The following is a 15432-nucleotide window of genomic DNA, read 5'->3' on the forward strand; positions in this document are numbered from 1 at the left end:
GAGTCTTTGGGGATAAACGGCGGGAAGCGCTAAAACGGCGGGCGATGGCGGCATCGCCCTGCCTTGCGCATTATTGCGGTTTCAGTTTTACCAGCGGTTCGCCGACGAACTGCTGTTTCAGCTCCTGCTTGCTTTTCATCACGATCTGGCCGTCGGTGCCGATGCTCATATGTTGCGGATCGGCATTGTTCATCGACTGCCACAGCATCACCGCCTGCAGGCTGTTTTCTTTCTGTTCCGGGGTCAGCGCCACGCCGTCCGGCCATTTGCCCAGCTCAACCGCCTGCGCCAGGCGCTGGTAGATTTCCGGCGTCATCGCCGCAATCAGATCTTTCACATCCATCAGAGCATTTCCCACCTGCGGAAGAATAATTAGCTGAATCGATTTTGTTGGTCAAATGACCCCCTTAGCCGACGGTCTTATCGCCGTTCTCGCCGTCGGTAAAGCTCAGCGACGCCGAGTTAACGCAGAAGCGTTCGCCGGTCGGCTGCGGGCCATCGGGGAATACATGCCCCAAATGCGCGTCGCAGTGGCCGCAGCGGATCTCAACGCGATGCATATTATGTGAATTATCATCAAGATAACGAATTGCATCATCGGAAACCGGCTCATAAAAGCTCGGCCAGCCGCAGCCGGAATCATACTTGGTTTCCGAATAGAACAGCGGCTGGTTACAGCACAGGCAATGGTACACGCCCTCGCGTTTGTTGTGCAGCAATTTCCCGGAATACGGCGCTTCGGTGCCGCGCTCCTGGGTCACATAACGTTGGATTTCATTCAGTTCCGTGACCGGTTGACCTGGGGTTGTCTCTTTAGCCATTTGTGCGTTTCTCTGAATGTGGATAATGTCAACGAAAACAATGATTAATAATAACAAAAAATTAACACCGCTGCAGGGGTTTTTGGCCTAAACTGTACGCCATAAAGGTCACGCCGCGATGTTATGTGATACCGATCACACATCTTGCGCATGCTGACTTTATACTTGGCGGTTTGACCCCATATTACGGATGAGGCCGAACGCAAACGGACTGTGCAATAAGCGCGCAAACCCGACCCCCAGGTTTGACTTGCCGCAAGAATTGACACGATTCCGCTTGACGCTTGGTAAGGTTTTTGTAATTTTACAACCAACCTTTTATTCACTAACAAATAGCTGGTGGAATATATGACTATCAAAGTAGGTATCAACGGTTTTGGCCGTATCGGTCGCATTGTTTTCCGTGCCGCTCAGGAACGTTCCGACATCGAAATCGTTGCAATCAACGATCTGTTGGACGCAGAGTACATGGCTTACATGCTGAAATATGACTCTACTCACGGCCGTTTCAACGGTACGGTAGAAGTTAAAGACGGCCATCTGGTTGTTAACGGCAAAACCATCCGTGTTACCGCAGAGAAAGACCCGGCTAACCTGAAGTGGAACGAAGTGGGTGTTGACGTGGTCGCTGAAGCGACCGGTATCTTCCTGACCGACGAAACCGCACGCAAACACATCACCGCTGGCGCGAAAAAAGTTGTTCTGACCGGCCCTTCCAAAGACGCGACCCCAATGTTCGTGCGTGGCGCAAACTTTGAAAAATACGCTGGCCAAGACATCGTTTCCAACGCATCTTGCACCACCAACTGCCTGGCGCCACTGGCTAAAGTCATCAACGACAACTTCGGCATCATCGAAGGTCTGATGACCACCGTTCACGCGACCACCGCCACTCAGAAAACCGTTGACGGCCCGTCTCACAAAGACTGGCGCGGCGGCCGCGGCGCGTCCCAGAACATCATCCCTTCTTCTACCGGCGCAGCGAAAGCGGTAGGCGTAGTTCTGCCAGAGCTGAAAGGCAAACTGACCGGCATGGCGTTCCGCGTTCCTACTCCTAACGTTTCTGTCGTTGACCTGACCGTACGTCTGGAAAAACCGGCTACCTACGAAGAAATCAAGAAAGTCATCAAAGCCGCTGCCGAAGGCTCCATGAAAGGCGTTCTGGGCTACGTTGAAGACGACGTGGTGTCTACCGATTTCAACGGCGAAATCCTGACTTCCGTGTTCGATGCCAAAGCCGGCATCGCGCTGAACGACAACTTTGTGAAACTGGTTTCCTGGTACGACAACGAAACTGGCTACTCCAACAAGGTTCTGGATCTGATCGCTCACATCTCCAAATAATGGAATGATGTTAAGCTGATGACGAGGGCGACATTTATGTCGCCCTTTTTATTTGTGTTTAGGCGAACAAAAGGCCAACCGATGAACGAAAAAATTTTCACCCTGCCCGTTAGCGAACAGATTTCTCCGTATATCAGCCAGCGGCAGCTCGATGAGCTGGGCGTCGTTGTGGTGTCGCACCCCAAAGTGCGCGCGGCGATCGCCCTGCAGGGCGCGCACCTGTTAGCCTGGCAGCCCAGCGGCGATCGGCCGGTTATCTGGCTCAGCGGCAATACCCCGTTCCAGAAAGGCAAGGCGGTCCGCGGCGGCGTGCCGATTTGCTGGCCCTGGTTCGGCCCGGTGGCGCAGCCTTCGCACGGCTTTGCCCGCAACCAGCCCTGGAGCCTGACGGCGCACGATGAAGACGACAACGGCGTTATCCTCACCTTCACGCTGAAGGACAACGAGCAAACCCGTAAACTGTGGCCGCACGCCTTTACCTTGATTGCCCGCTTCAAGCTGGGCGAAGAATGCGAGATCGAGCTGGAGTCGCACGGCGACTACCAGGCGACTGCGGCGCTGCACACCTACTTCCAGATCGGCGATATCGAACAGGTTAAGGTGACGGGCCTTGGCGACAGCTATATCGACAAAGTGGCTGGCGGTGCGCCAGCGCGCCAAACCGGCGCGCTGACGTTCGTCGGCCAGACCGACCGCGTTTATACCCGGCCCGAAGCCTTCAGCCTGATAAAAGATCCGGCGCTGCAGCGCACCATCGAGGTTCATCATCACCATATGAGCGACGTGATCGCCTGGAACCCCGGCGTCGAGCTCTCCTGCAGCATGGCGGATATGACCAACGACGGTTACAAAACCATGGTGTGCGTGGAAACCGGCCGCGTCGGCAAGCCGCTGGTTGCCGCCGGCGAGCAGCCCGCACGGCTGGCGGTGACCTTCCGCAGCCGCAAAAACGCCTGACCTTGTTTGGGGCGGCGCTGGCTACCGCCCCGCTTATCTACCCGCTCAGCCGTTAAGGCGCGGCGCGCTCACCGGCCCTGGCGGTTAGCCCTGGGCGCAGCGCACCGCAAACGAGCAAAAGGGGCGCGAGCGCCCCTTTGTGGTGCAGCCGTTGCACGATTAACGTGCAATGCGCCGTTAGAAGGTGTAGCTCACACCCGTCATCAACAACCCGGTGTATGATTTATCCACCATCGGGCTGTCTTTCACTTCATCCGAGAGCTTAACGTAGCGCCCAACAAAGAAGGCATTCCAGTCCTTGTTGATTTTGTAGTTGGCACTCAGCTCAACATAGGGCGCCCAGCTGTCTTCCGGCGTGTAGCTGTCCAGGCCGCTGCGGCGCGATTCGTGTTCGCTGACGCCGTAGTAATATTTGTTCTGGTTTTTGCTGCTCCACATGACGCCCACGCCGGGAACCAGAGTGAGAGCGTCGAGGTCGAACTTGTACAGATACGCGACGTCGCCCACCAGGCCGTTGCTGTAGTCCAGGGTGTCACCGGTGAAGGTGGTGCGGAGGGTACCCCACTCGGCGTTGTGCGAGTAAGCCAGGCCGGCCATCAGGGTGCCGCGGCGTTTGTCCAGTCGCTTCATGCGATCGTCGTCGCTGTCGCCCGGACGGAAGCCCAACGGCGAGTAGTAACCCATCAGGCTCAGCTGGTTTTCCTGATCTTTCCACAGGTAATAACCGGCGGTCAGCGTGCGGAAGTAGAAGTCGTCGCCTTCATAATTAATGACGGGTACCGGATAGACGCGGTCCTGATTACCGCGATACGGATCCGGGCTGACCAGCGCGGAAGCGCCGAGTGACCAGGTTCCAGCCTGAGCACTGTGCGCACAAACCATTGCGGAAGCGATAATGGCTAACGTTTTGAGTTGAGAGATCTTCACTGGTTCTTTTCCATAAATAACAGGGTTAATAGCCGGCCTAGTTTATGTGAAAATTTAGTTACGCGCCTAATCTTTACAATAGAAAACAACCAAGATCGAATAACTTAGATCGGGAATATGAATTAATCATGGCAGAAGCATGACGTTTTCTGCCTCAGGCCGCGCCAGACAAGGCATTTGGCCCCCGCCGAAATAACTGAGTCATTGATATGACTTAAAAAAAGCTTTTTCTGTCGCAGGAAATTTTTCGGTATGCCAACTAAGCTTAAATCAGAAGGTGAATTTATCCTGAGCCCAGTGGCAATACAGCGCAACTCGCGATAATAAGCGCACCAAGTTGGCATACGGGTTGCTGTACTCAGGTATATCTTCATTCTTTCGGGAGCCAGAACACGATCACCAGTTCCCTTTTTAACCTGTGCTAATAACGAAAGGACGGGCATCGCCATGAACATATTTGACCACTATCGCCAGCGCTACGAAGCTGCCAAGGACGAAGAGTTCACACTGCAGGAATTTCTTACCATTTGCCGGCAAGATCGCAGTGCATATGCCAATGCGGCCGAACGTCTGCTGATGGCTATCGGTGAACCAGTTATGGTGGACACCGCGCTTGAGTCACGCATGTCTCGCCTGTTCTCCAACCGCGTGATCGCACGCTATCCGGCCTTCGAGGAGTTCTACGGCATGGAGGAAGCGATCGAACAGATCGTTTCTTACCTGAGACACGCCGCGCAGGGCCTTGAAGAGAAGAAACAGATCCTGTACCTGCTGGGCCCGGTCGGCGGCGGGAAGTCATCGCTGGCTGAACGCCTGAAGGCGCTGATGCAGCGCGTGCCGATTTATACCCTGAGCGCCAACGGCGAGCGCAGCCCGGTAAACGATCATCCGCTGTGCCTGTTCAATCCGCAGGAGGATGCCTCTATTCTGGAAAAAGAATACAACATCCCCAACCGCTATCTCGGCACCATCATGTCGCCGTGGGCGGCGAAGCGCCTGCATGAGTTCGGCGGCGACATCACCAAGTTCAAAGTGGTGAAGGTGCGCCCTTCCATTCTGGAACAGATCGCCATCGCCAAAACCGAACCGGGCGATGAGAACAACCAGGACATCTCCGCGCTGGTCGGCAAGGTGGATATCCGCAAGCTGGAAAACCACGCGCAAAACGATCCCGACGCCTACGGATACTCCGGCGCCCTGTGCCGGGCCAACCAGGGGATCATGGAGTTCGTGGAGATGTTCAAGGCGCCGATCAAGGTGCTGCATCCGCTGTTGACCGCCACTCAGGAAGGCAACTACAACGGTACCGAAGGCATCTCCGCCCTGCCGTTCAGCGGCATTATTCTGGCGCACTCCAACGAATCGGAATGGGTCACCTTCCGCAACAACAAGAACAACGAGGCGTTCCTCGACCGCGTCTACATCGTCAAGGTGCCTTACTGCCTGCGGGTGTCGGAAGAGATCAAAATCTACGACAAACTGCTGGACCACAGTGAGCTGACCCATGCGCCATGCGCCCCGGGCACGCTGGAAACGCTGGCGCGCTTTACCGTGCTGTCGCGGCTGAAAGAGCCGGAAAACTCCAGCATCTACTCGAAGATGCGGGTCTATGACGGCGAAAGCCTGAAAGACACCGATCCGAAGGCCAAGTCGTATCAGGAATACCGCGACTATGCCGGGGTTGATGAAGGCATGAACGGCCTCTCCACGCGCTTCGCCTTCAAGATTTTGTCGCGGGTGTTCAACTTCGATCACGCCGAGGTGGCGGCTAACCCGGTACACCTGTTCTACGTGCTGGAACAGCAGATCGAGCGCGAGCAGTTCCCGCAGGATCAGGCGGAGAAATACCTGGAGCACCTGAAAGGCTATCTGATCCCGAAATACGCCGAGTTTATCGGTAAAGAGATCCAGACCGCCTACCTGGAATCCTACTCGGAATACGGTCAGAACATTTTTGACCGCTACGTGACCTATGCGGACTTCTGGATCCAGGATCAGGAGTACCGTGATCCGGATACCGGTCAACTGTTCGACCGCGAATCCCTCAACGCGGAACTGGAGAAAATAGAGAAACCGGCCGGCATCAGCAACCCGAAAGATTTCCGCAACGAAATCGTCAACTTCGTGCTGCGCGCCCGCGCCAACAACAGCGGCCGCAACCCTAACTGGACCAGCTACGAGAAGCTGCGCACGGTGATCGAGAAGAAAATGTTCTCCAACACCGAAGAGCTGCTGCCGGTGATTTCCTTTAACGCCAAGACCTCGACGGATGAGCAGAAAAAGCACGACGATTTCGTCGATCGCATGATGGAGAAAGGCTATACCCGCAAACAGGTTCGCCTGCTGTGCGAATGGTATCTGCGGGTCAGAAAATCCTCATAACGCCATAGCGAGTCGGCATTATCAGGGCCATGTCCAACGTTTTTACGCTGCGGCGGGGTCCAGGGACGGACCGGACCATTGCGCCGCCGCGTAAAGGACATGAAGAGTTGGCAACGTCGTTTGGGGGAAGTATGGCCTATTTCATTGATCGACGGCTTAACGGCAAAAACAAGAGCATGGTGAACCGCCAGCGCTTCTTGCGCCGTTACAAGTCGCAAATCAAACAGTCGATTGCCGAAGCCATCAACAAGCGTTCGGTCACCGACGTAGACAGCGGGGAGTCGGTTTCGATCCCCACGGACGATATCAACGAACCGATGTTCCATCAGGGGCGCGGCGGCACGCGCCACCGTGTGCATCCGGGCAACGATCACTTCGTGCAAAATGACCGCGTCGAACGCCCGCAGGGCGGCGGTGGCGGCGGCGGCCAGAGCAACGCCAGCCAGGACGGCGAAGGCGAAGACGAATTTGTCTTCCAGATCTCCAAGGATGAATATCTCGACCTGCTGTTTGAAGACCTGGCGCTGCCCAACCTGAAAAAAAATCAGTACAAGCAGCTGACGGAGTTTAAAACTCACCGCGCCGGCTACACCGCCAACGGCGTGCCGGCCAACATCAGCGTCGTGCGTTCGTTGCAGAACTCGCTGGCGCGGCGCACCGCCATGACCGCCGGGAAAAGGCGCGCCCTGCACGAGCTGGAGGATGAGCTCAGCCAGTTGGAAAACACCGAGCCGGTGCAGCTGCTGGAGGAGGAACGGCTGCGCAAAGAGATCGCCGAGCTGCGCAAGAAAATCGAAAGCGTGCCTTTTATCGACACCTTCGACCTGCGTTACAAAAACTATGAGCGCCGGCCGGAACCGTCCAGCCAGGCGGTGATGTTCTGCCTGATGGACGTGTCCGGCTCGATGGATCAGGCCACCAAGGATATGGCGAAGCGTTTCTACATCCTGCTGTATCTGTTCCTGAGCCGCACCTACAAGAACGTTGAAGTGGTGTATATCCGCCACCATACGCAGGCCAAGGAAGTGGATGAGCAAGAGTTCTTCTACTCGCAGGAAACCGGCGGCACCATCGTTTCCAGCGCGCTGAAGCTGATGAATGACGTGGTCGAGGAGCGTTACGACCCCGCGCAGTGGAACATCTACGCCGCACAGGCGTCGGACGGCGACAACTGGGCCGATGACTCGCCGCTGTGTCACGAGCTGCTGGCGAAGAAAATTTTGCCGATGGTGCGTTACTACAGCTATATCGAAATCACCCGCCGCGCTCACCAAACGCTGTGGCGCGAATATGAAGATTTGCAGGCAAAATTCGACAATTTCGCCATGCAGCACATCCGCGAGCCGGACGATATCTATCCGGTATTCCGCGAGCTGTTCCACAAACAGACCGCGTAATGCGTCACTCCCCTTTTAAAAATCAGCCGGCAAATCTTGCCGGCTTTTTATTCGCGAGCCGGCGGCGTGAAAACCGCTCATTCACATCGGGCGGAGTTTTATTTTTTCAGCGGCTAATAACCTAACGAACTAAACTTATAACCAAAGGCGCTTATAAGCCTTCGAACTCATACCGTGGTTTCTCCCGAACCTGTTTCGGGATTTTTTTGAGGTTTTTCCGAAACAGCCGTCTGAAGGACGGAGATGCTTGATAGGAATATTCTTAGTACGTTATCGTTAACATGTCACTCAGGCATGTACCTAAGTGAAATTTGCCCGATTTTATTTTTTATGGCTTCTCCGCCCGCTTCTGCGGGCAATTAAATTTCACCAGGTTTAGATAATGATCGACTATTCCCTCTACGGTCTCAACGAGAATGACGTTGACGAATACCGTACGCAAATCTGTTGCCTGATTGGCAAAAGCGTTATCCAGGTGCTCTCATCCAACAAGCCCATCAGCAAGCAAAACCTGATCTCTTACCTGTTGCACGAGGTAGAAAGACAGTCCGATGACTACTTCCAGAAACTGTACCGCGCCGCCATTGAGGTTATCGGCGTCAACGGGCGGTAGCGCGAGATGCGAAAATTCGAACTTTATGCGTTGATCGCCGTCGCCGTGGTTTTCGGGTTCATGTTGATCATCAACTGTCATCCCGGCCCCAGCGTTTATCCTTGAATTGCGCGCCGGCGGTTTTATAGCGAGCCCGCGGCCTCATCAATCAAAGCCGCGATTTGCTGCGGATGCGACGCCAGGGACGCATGGCTGGCGCCCAGCGTAATCACCTTTTTCGCCCGTAGCCGCCCCGCCATTCGTTGCTGATTTTCAGGCGCAATCATCCGATCGTCGCTGGAAATCTGATACCACGAGGGTTTGTGCTTCCACGCCGGTTCGCTGACGGGATTGCCGAAGGTGCTGGCCAGCGGCGCCTTTTGCGCCACCGCCATCACCAGCGCTTCATCGGCGGACAGATCCTGGCAAAAGCTCTGGTGGAACTTGTCGGTTTTTACCCATAGATAACCGTCGCTGTCGGGCGCCAGGTTCGCCGCCGCCGCCGGAGGATACTGCTGCGTGATGCCACCGGCGCTTTCACCGGCATCCGGCGCGAAGGCGGCGATATAAACCAGCCCGACCACGTTCGGCTGATTGCCCATTTCCGTAATCACCGCGCCGCCATAGGAATGCCCCACCAGCAATACCGGCCCGCGCTGCTGAGCGACCATTTTGCGCGTGCGCTCCGCATCATCAGCCAGGGAGGTTAATGGCATCTCGACGGCATGAATCGACTCATAGCCCCGGCGTGACAGTTCAAGAATGACTTTGCTCCAGTGCGCCGCTCCGCCCCAGAATCCGTGAACCAGAACGACGGTAGGTTTTGTGCTCATTGCGAATCCTTGTGTCACGTGAAGGGCCTTGCGCAAACGCGGATAGGCCCCCTGAAGCCCGACATCCGAGTGATATGCCAGGCCATACCCTTTGTATATAGTTGCCCTTGAGCCATTCGGCAATAGCTGCGAATAGTTAGCGCCGGCCGGGCCCGGCATTCCATTCTGCCCGGGTAATCGACCAAATCTCGGTGTCCATGCTCCCGCCGACGTAGTCACGCCGTTCGGTCGCCACCAGCCGCATGCCCGTTTTTTCCGAGAGCCGCCGGGAGGCGGCGTTAGCTGCGGCTTTAGATACCTGCAAGCGTTCCTGCCCCAGAACGTTGAACCAGTATTCCGTTACGGCGTAACAGGCTTCGCTCATCAACCCCTGGCGCTGCCATTCCCGCGCCAGCCAAAAGCCGCGGTTGTCGGCGCTGCCGAGGCTGAGATTGATGACGCCAATCAGCTGGCCATCGGCCTCCCTGCGCCTGATGGACCAAAACCAGGCGTTGCCGCTCGCCATGGCCGGCAATGCCGCGTGCTGCAGAAAATTCAGCGCCCCCTCCTTCGGGTAAGGCCAGGGGATTCGACGGGTCATATGCCGCACGATTTCCCAATGGGGAAACAGCCGCTGAATATCCCCGGCATCGTCGATCGTCAGCGGCCGCAACACCAGGCGGGGCGTGGTTAACATTGGCACTGTCAGGATACACCTCCCTCATTCTGCCGGGCACGTTATGGCTCATCGGCCGAAAAAAAACATTAGAACTAGGAATTTTACCTATCGCGATCTAAAATATCATGAAAAAACAAAGACAAATCACTCAGTAGATCGGGAAAAGGAATGTAGACGTGAAGGAAATGATCTCCATACTCTTTATGGCATGCCTGCTGGCGCTGCTGTTTTCGTGGCTATTCGTCTACGGTCTTAACATTCATTGATCATGTTCGCGAATAAAAAACCCCGGCGCGTCGGCCAGGGTTGTTGGTGCAGTACGGGGTTACGACTGCCGGGTCTGGATCCAGAAAGCGTGGATCAGGCCGGGTATATAACCCAACAGAGTCAGGATGATGTTGAGGATAAAAGCGCCGCCGATGCCCTTATCGAGCAATACGCCCAGCGGGGGCAGAATGATGGTGAAAACGATCCTCCAGAAACTCATCTCACTTCTCCTTTAAGGGTTGATGCCGGATCAACATATTACATCGGATTACCGTTTTCAAATTTGCGCCCCTGCCCGTTCGAGGTCCCCGCGGCTTATACCCATGAATTAGTCAGGGTTAAGTTCAGACTGTCGGGCGCCAATCGATGTTACCGGTAACTATGTTATTGATTTACTGTTGTAATCGCGGAAATCGGCTAAATAACGGGGATTTATTCATATCCATGCCAAATAAATGGTTATAAATAAAGGTTTGAATTAACGGCCTTCGGCCATTGATTATAAAAAATTAAGCTCCTAGAATTCGCGGCTGAAAAATACAACTGGGATCGGGTTTCATGTCGTCGCTGTGGGTTGCAACACAATATTTTTATTTAATTGGCCTTTTAGTTTCTATGGTTTTCACCTATCTGGTTAGCCGGGACACCGTCAAAATCCGCTTTATCAGCGCGCTGACCATCGGTTTAACCTGGCCGTTGAGCCTGCCGGTGGTGTTGCTGTTTTCCCTGTTCTGACGCAGCCTGACTACCCCGCCGGACAACCGACGGGGCATCCATCGCCCGCGCTTAAAAGTCGTACCCTACGCTCGCCACCACCGAACGTTCGGCCCCCCAATAGCAATAGCCGGTGCCATAACAGGCGGCGACATATTTACGATCGGTCAGGTTATTGACGTTCAACTGCACGTAGGCCCCTTTCAGCGCGCTGTTGACGCGGTCCAGATTCATCCTTACCGACGCATCCACCAGCGTTACCGACGGTATGCGCAGCGTATTTTCGTTATCCGCCCATTGCTTGCCGATATAACGCACGCCGGCGCCCACATTCAGCCCGTAGCCCGCGTCGTATTGGCCCCATACGGAAGCCATTTGGTTTGGCGCCAGATACGGCGTGTTGCCATCGTTGCCGTCAACCGCATCCTTGAATTTCACTTTGTTGTAGGTATAGCCGGCAATCAGGTCCAGGCGATCGGTGATTTTGCTGCGCGCCTCCAGTTCTATGCCCTGGGAATGCACTTTGCCCGCCGGGACATAATAACTTTGCTGCACCACGCGGTTGGCGACATCCTTCTGCGTGAGATCGTACAGCGCCACGCTGTAAATTGACGCACTGCCCGGCGCCTGATATTTCACCCCCACTTCGTACTGCTCGCTGCTGCTCGGCTTCAGCATATGGCCGCTCTGATCGGCCAGGGCCTCCGGCGTCACTGCGGTGCTGTAGCTGGCGTAAGGCGAGAAGCCGTTGTCAAAGTGATACAGCAGCGATGCGCGGCCGCTGAAGTTGTCGTCGGTGCGCGCGTCGCTGGAGCCGGTATTGAGCACGGTATTTTTCGATTCCATGCGATCGAAGCGCCCGGCCAGATTCAGATACCAGCTATTCAAGCTGATTTCATCCTGCAGGTAAACGCCCGCCTGTTCATAATGGCGTCGGGAGTCGGTATGGACCAGGTTGCTCAGCGCCGGCCCGCCGGAGACGCCGGTGTAAGGGTTGAGCGGGGTCGCCCCGGCCGACTCATCCCACAGATTGTTGCGGAAACGCTGGTAATCCACTCCCAGCATCACCTTGTGGTCCACCGGCCCGGTGGCGAAATCGGCCTCCAGCTGGTTATCGATGGCGAAGGCGTCCAGAGAGGTCGACGAACCGCTGTAGTAACGGTTCAGTTCGCTGTGCTGCTCGTTCCAGCCAATCTGGTAAACCTGCTGCAGCTCGACGTTGGAATGGGTATAGCTGGCGTTCTGCCGGAAGGTCCAGACATCGTTGAACGCGTGCGAAAAAGCATAGCTGTAGATCTGTTCCCAGCGTTTAAACAGGTTGCGGCTGCTCTCGCCGTCAAAGAACCCGCGCCCCAGCTTGTCGCCCTTGCTGGAATAAATGCTGCCGTCGGCCGGCACCGCGCTGTGATAACCGCCGGACGGATCTTTCTGCAGATAAGCTTTCAGCAACAACGAGGTGTTTTCATCCGGTTGCCACAGCAGCGAAGGCGAAATGGCGTAACGCTCTTCACGTTGATGATCGTACATGGTGTCGCTGCTGCGGGTCATGCCGGTCAACCGATAGGCCCAGTGTTCCGACAGCGGGCCGGTCAGATCGAAGGCGGCGCCCTGGGTGGCGTTATTACCGGCCATGGCGTTGAGGTGCCCCTCGCTGGCGAACTGCGGCCGCTTGGAGGTCAGGGCGACCAGGCCGCCGGGAATGCTCTGCCCGTACATCACCGAGGACGGCCCCTTAATCACGTCTATTCGCTCCAGGAACCAGGGGTCGACCTGCAGCGCGTTGTAGGTGCCGCCGTCGCTCAGCAGGCGCAGCCCATCGAGGAAGGTGTTGTTGACGTCGCCGCCGTGAAAACCGCGCAGCGCGATGGTGTCATAGCGCGTGGCGCCGCCGGCGAAATTGGTGAATACCCCCGGGGTATATTTCAAGGCGTCGTTGACCGTCTGGCTATGTTGGTCGGTCATCTGCTGGCGGGTGACGACCGATACCGACTGCGCCGTCAGGATCAGCGGCTTGTCGGTCTTGGTGGCTCCCTGGCTGGTGGTCGCCTGATAGCCCTGGGTGGCGGCATCCGCCGTATCGGCGGGCTGCGCCGTGACGACCAGCGTATCTTCAGCGAAAGAGGCAAGCGGCAGGAAAATCGCCAGCGAGCAGAGAAGGTGAGGCCGTTTCACCGTAAAAGATGCGGACATGCTGTAATCCCTAGTAAAAACCATGAAACCACACCGTATGAGGTCCCGTGTCAGCAACGCTGGCTGGCGGCAACCGCCGAGGTATTATCGGTGTGCTGTATGCAACAAAAAGAAAACATTAATGATAATTATTATCTTTATCAATACAAAGTTAGAATATATAGAGACTTTTTATAAGCCGGCTAAGCGCCCGGTTCCCTCCCGGCGCTGCCCGCATTAATACGCTGAAATAATAGGGATAAAAAAATGCCAGCGCGAGGCTGGCAATTAAACTGGAAGCAATGTGAGCAATGTCGTGCCGATGCGGGGGGCACATAAGGAGACAACCCTCTTCCCCTCATCGACGACGATAATGATAATCGCTCTCAACAAAAGATGTAAAGTGCTTTCTGTCTGCAACTTTACTGCAGCCCCCGCCGGTTAACGCCGTGGGCCGATCCAGCGGGCATAGCCGCGAAAGCCGGCCCACAGGACGAGCCACAACGCGAGGTTGAGCACCCACCACAGCGCCAGCAGATAGAGAAAGGTTTGATAGGTGGGAATGCCGCGATCGGCGGCAAAGGGATTGAAGTGCCAGAATTTGATGATCGAGAACGGATTAAGGTTAAAGTATTCGCAAAAATAGGTGGTCAGCACCGGCGGTAAAAAACCATAGATGGCCAGGGTGAACAGCATCAGGAACTTGGTGGTCGCATGGTTTTTATAGTCTTTCATATCAATGCATTACTCTTAAATTCTTGCATCAGCAAGCGCTGCGGTCTCTCCGTTTAAGCAGACCTGGAGAGCCGAAATAAGTTCCCCGCATCGGCCAAAATAAAGCCGGCGCAGCGTTTAATTTTCATTTAGCGAGCGGGTGATATATACCCTGTGGATTTCCAATCAAACCGCCCTGCCGTCATTTGAAAACGACAGGCGTCGCGCGGCCAGTTCAGGAGGCATCAATGAAATCGGACGACTTATCTACCCCGCCATCCCGCAAGAAACTCAAGGTCATCTACGGCTGGTATATCTATGCCGTGTATACGCTGTTGATCTTCAATATCTATATGGCGGTTTATAACCTGTGCGTGCGCCACCCTTTTGAACGGCCGCTCCTGTCGCTGGCCCACAGCCTGTTCATCGGCGCCATGCTGCAACAGGTGCTGAAGAAAAAGGTGATTTTCGCCTGGATGATGTTGGCCTACTTCATTCTGATGCGTCTGTATTACGCCAACCTGTTGCACGTCGAATTTGATGCGCTGAGTCGGGGGCTGGTGCTGATACTCCTGACGTTGCTGTTTACCGGCACCGTCGCGGTGGGGCAACTGGCGACGCCGCCGCTGCGGCAGGATTGGTTGGCGCAGTTGGGGTGGAAGCAATGGATCGCGCTGCTCGCGCTGGCGGCGGTGCTGACTCCGTTGATCACCACCGATTATTTGGCCTGAACGGCGGGAATATGGGGTTCAGAAATGTCCACCAGCCGGCAGACCTTGGTGTAGTTGTTCGATTTTTCACAAATTTTGTCAGTGACGAACACGCCAAGGTAGCCCAGTACCAGCAGATAACCCAGCATGCATAAAACAAAAATAAGCGTTCTCACTGATAATGACCAACCTGAAATTGCACCCAGAGCATCATAGCCTGATTCGCGCATTTTAACCTGTTTCGAAGTATTTCATAAGTCTACCGGCCGTTATCGCGCATCAGGGGCAGATCCCGCCGCGAGCTGAAGCGCTTTCTTTGTAGTAACATAGGGCGATAATCCCCACAGCAGGAAGCGCCGATGCACCATCTGATGTTAGACATTGAAACCCTGGATATAAAACCCAGCGCGGTGATCCTGGCGGTCGCGGCGGTGTTTTTCGATCCCAAAAGCGGCGAGCTGGGCGCGGAATTCGAAGCGGCGGTCAGCAGCCAGAAAGATCAGCCCGGCAGAACCATCAGCCTGGATACCGTCGCCTGGTGGGCGAAACAGTCCGATGAGGCGCGCAGGCTGGCGTTCGGCGGCAGTGAAAGCCTCAAGCGCGTGCTGACCGGCCTGAGCCGTTTTATTCATATGCACAGCACCGATACGGTGAAAGTGTGGGGCAACGGCAAAGAGTTTGATTGCGCTATTCTCGAGCACGCCTTTCAGCAGTTGGCAATGCCCTGTCCGTGGAAATTCTGGGATACTCAGGATGTGCGCACGGTGATCACCCTGGCGGAGCTGCACGGCTTCAACCCGAAAAAGGCGCGGCCCTTTGAAGGCACGCCGCATCGCGCGCTGGACGACGCCAAACACCAGGCTCGCTACGTGGCGGATACGGTCTGCGCGCTGTATTACCGCCGGACGCCGGACGCCTGACCCGCTTGCCCCTTTCCATTTTCCGCC

At 55.6% G+C, this 15432-nt stretch carries 17 protein-coding genes; 8 read left to right on the forward strand and 9 right to left on the reverse strand.

What is annotated here, in order from left to right:
- Positions 1–70: 70 nt before the first annotated feature.
- Together D7I37_RS21855 and msrB are read right to left on the reverse strand one after the other, a co-directional pair.
- Entirely contained in the window at positions 71–343 is a 273-nt protein-coding gene (locus D7I37_RS21855) for a YeaC family protein (protein WP_061794508.1), read from the reverse strand.
- Between the two features lie 64 nt (positions 344–407).
- Positions 408–821 carry a peptide-methionine (R)-S-oxide reductase MsrB gene (gene msrB / locus D7I37_RS21860; RefSeq protein WP_061794509.1) on the reverse strand — a complete coding sequence of 138 codons (414 nt, stop codon included), beginning with the start codon at positions 819–821 and terminating at the stop codon, positions 408–410.
- A 348-nt stretch (positions 822–1169) separates the two neighbouring features.
- Here msrB and gapA point away from each other — a divergent pair, with 348 nt between their 5' ends.
- Positions 1170–2165, forward strand: coding sequence for a glyceraldehyde-3-phosphate dehydrogenase (gene gapA, locus D7I37_RS21865; RefSeq protein WP_061794510.1), 996 nt, complete (start codon positions 1170–1172; stop codon positions 2163–2165).
- Positions 2166–2246: 81 nt separating this feature from the next.
- Complete coding sequence (locus tag D7I37_RS21870; RefSeq protein WP_061794511.1) at positions 2247–3122, forward strand: D-hexose-6-phosphate mutarotase; 876 nt, start codon at positions 2247–2249, stop codon at positions 3120–3122.
- 177 nt (positions 3123–3299) lie between these two features.
- Here the strand turns inward: D7I37_RS21870 and D7I37_RS21875 are convergent, their stop codons facing one another.
- Positions 3300–4004: a MipA/OmpV family protein gene (locus D7I37_RS21875; RefSeq protein WP_061794512.1), complete on the reverse strand. Its 705-nt coding sequence runs from the start codon at positions 4002–4004 to the stop codon at positions 3300–3302.
- Positions 4005–4496: 492 nt separating this feature from the next.
- On the opposite strand from D7I37_RS21875, the gene yeaG reads away from it, so the two are divergent.
- From yeaG to D7I37_RS21890, 3 genes are all read left to right on the forward strand, one after another.
- Entirely contained in the window at positions 4497–6431 is a 1935-nt protein-coding gene (yeaG, locus tag D7I37_RS21880; protein ID WP_061794513.1) for a protein kinase YeaG, read from the forward strand.
- A 131-nt stretch (positions 6432–6562) separates the two neighbouring features.
- Entirely contained in the window at positions 6563–7828 is a 1266-nt protein-coding gene (locus D7I37_RS21885) for a YeaH/YhbH family protein (protein ID WP_129544352.1), read from the forward strand.
- A 382-nt stretch (positions 7829–8210) separates the two neighbouring features.
- A complete protein-coding gene (locus tag D7I37_RS21890) occupies positions 8211–8441 on the forward strand; it encodes a biofilm development regulator YmgB/AriR family protein (protein ID WP_095097837.1) in 231 nt (76 codons plus the stop codon).
- 122 nt (positions 8442–8563) lie between these two features.
- Here D7I37_RS21890 and D7I37_RS21895 read toward each other — a convergent pair whose 3' ends face one another.
- From D7I37_RS21895 to D7I37_RS21905, 3 genes are all read right to left on the reverse strand, one after another.
- Positions 8564–9253, reverse strand: a complete 690-nt coding sequence (locus tag D7I37_RS21895; protein WP_061794516.1) for an alpha/beta hydrolase — start codon at positions 9251–9253, stop codon at positions 8564–8566.
- Between the two features lie 136 nt (positions 9254–9389).
- A complete protein-coding gene (locus tag D7I37_RS21900) occupies positions 9390–9941 on the reverse strand; it encodes a GNAT family N-acetyltransferase (protein WP_061794517.1) in 552 nt (183 codons plus the stop codon).
- A gap of 295 nt (positions 9942–10236) precedes the next feature.
- A complete protein-coding gene (locus D7I37_RS21905) occupies positions 10237–10398 on the reverse strand; it encodes a YqaE/Pmp3 family membrane protein (protein WP_073970210.1) in 162 nt (53 codons plus the stop codon).
- Between the two features lie 338 nt (positions 10399–10736).
- Here D7I37_RS21905 and D7I37_RS21910 point away from each other — a divergent pair, with 338 nt between their 5' ends.
- Positions 10737–10913, forward strand: coding sequence for a GhoT/OrtT family toxin (locus tag D7I37_RS21910; protein ID WP_073970211.1), 177 nt, complete (start codon positions 10737–10739; stop codon positions 10911–10913).
- Positions 10914–10964: 51 nt separating this feature from the next.
- On the opposite strand, the gene D7I37_RS21915 is transcribed toward D7I37_RS21910, so the two are convergent.
- Positions 10965–13082: a TonB-dependent siderophore receptor gene (locus tag D7I37_RS21915; protein ID WP_061794518.1), complete on the reverse strand. Its 2118-nt coding sequence runs from the start codon at positions 13080–13082 to the stop codon at positions 10965–10967.
- Between the two features lie 420 nt (positions 13083–13502).
- The gene (locus D7I37_RS21920) at positions 13503–13796 is read right to left on the reverse strand and encodes a hypothetical protein (RefSeq protein WP_061794519.1); all 294 of its coding nucleotides are present in this window, start codon (positions 13794–13796) and stop codon (positions 13503–13505) included.
- 227 nt (positions 13797–14023) lie between these two features.
- On the opposite strand from D7I37_RS21920, the gene D7I37_RS21925 reads away from it, so the two are divergent.
- Positions 14024–14506: a hypothetical protein gene (locus D7I37_RS21925; RefSeq protein WP_061794520.1), complete on the forward strand. Its 483-nt coding sequence runs from the start codon at positions 14024–14026 to the stop codon at positions 14504–14506.
- Here D7I37_RS21925 and D7I37_RS21930 read toward each other — a convergent pair.
- Complete coding sequence (locus D7I37_RS21930; protein ID WP_129544353.1) at positions 14494–14715, reverse strand: hypothetical protein; 222 nt, start codon at positions 14713–14715, stop codon at positions 14494–14496. The genes D7I37_RS21925 and D7I37_RS21930 overlap by 13 nt on opposite strands.
- A gap of 129 nt (positions 14716–14844) precedes the next feature.
- On the opposite strand from D7I37_RS21930, the gene D7I37_RS21935 reads away from it, so the two are divergent.
- Positions 14845–15405 carry a 3'-5' exonuclease gene (locus D7I37_RS21935; RefSeq protein ID WP_061794521.1) on the forward strand — a complete coding sequence of 187 codons (561 nt, stop codon included), beginning with the start codon at positions 14845–14847 and terminating at the stop codon, positions 15403–15405.
- Positions 15406–15432: the final 27 nt, after the last annotated feature.

Origin of the sequence: Serratia sp. 1D1416 (assembly GCF_003641105.1) — a bacterium.
Classification (GTDB): Bacteria; Pseudomonadota; Gammaproteobacteria; order Enterobacterales; family Enterobacteriaceae; genus Serratia; species Serratia ficaria.

Bases quoted from the DNA above. Each gene is read 5' to 3' on its own strand.
- D7I37_RS21910 (WP_073970211.1), top strand. From the start codon at position 10,737: ATGTCGTCGCTGTGGGTTGCAACACAATATTTTTATTTAATTGGCCTT.
- D7I37_RS21935 (WP_061794521.1), top strand. From the start codon at position 14,845: ATGCACCATCTGATGTTAGACATTGAAACCCTGGATATAAAACCCAGC.
- yeaG (WP_061794513.1), top strand. From the start codon at position 4,497: ATGAACATATTTGACCACTATCGCCAGCGCTACGAAGCTGCCAAGGAC.
- D7I37_RS21875 (WP_061794512.1), bottom strand. From the start codon at position 4,004: ATGGTTTGTGCGCACAGTGCTCAGGCTGGAACCTGGTCACTCGGCGCT.
- gapA (WP_061794510.1), top strand. From the start codon at position 1,170: ATGACTATCAAAGTAGGTATCAACGGTTTTGGCCGTATCGGTCGCATT.
- D7I37_RS21870 (WP_061794511.1), top strand. From the start codon at position 2,247: ATGAACGAAAAAATTTTCACCCTGCCCGTTAGCGAACAGATTTCTCCG.
- D7I37_RS21930 (WP_129544353.1), bottom strand. From the start codon at position 14,715: ATGCGCGAATCAGGCTATGATGCTCTGGGTGCAATTTCAGGTTGGTCA.
- msrB (WP_061794509.1), bottom strand. From the start codon at position 821: ATGGCTAAAGAGACAACCCCAGGTCAACCGGTCACGGAACTGAATGAA.
- D7I37_RS21855 (WP_061794508.1), bottom strand. From the start codon at position 343: ATGGATGTGAAAGATCTGATTGCGGCGATGACGCCGGAAATCTACCAG.
- D7I37_RS21925 (WP_061794520.1), top strand. From the start codon at position 14,024: ATGAAATCGGACGACTTATCTACCCCGCCATCCCGCAAGAAACTCAAG.
- D7I37_RS21885 (WP_129544352.1), top strand. From the start codon at position 6,563: ATGGCCTATTTCATTGATCGACGGCTTAACGGCAAAAACAAGAGCATG.
- D7I37_RS21915 (WP_061794518.1), bottom strand. From the start codon at position 13,082: ATGTCCGCATCTTTTACGGTGAAACGGCCTCACCTTCTCTGCTCGCTG.
- D7I37_RS21920 (WP_061794519.1), bottom strand. From the start codon at position 13,796: ATGAAAGACTATAAAAACCATGCGACCACCAAGTTCCTGATGCTGTTC.
- D7I37_RS21890 (WP_095097837.1), top strand. From the start codon at position 8,211: ATGATCGACTATTCCCTCTACGGTCTCAACGAGAATGACGTTGACGAA.
- D7I37_RS21905 (WP_073970210.1), bottom strand. From the start codon at position 10,398: ATGAGTTTCTGGAGGATCGTTTTCACCATCATTCTGCCCCCGCTGGGC.
- D7I37_RS21895 (WP_061794516.1), bottom strand. From the start codon at position 9,253: ATGAGCACAAAACCTACCGTCGTTCTGGTTCACGGATTCTGGGGCGGA.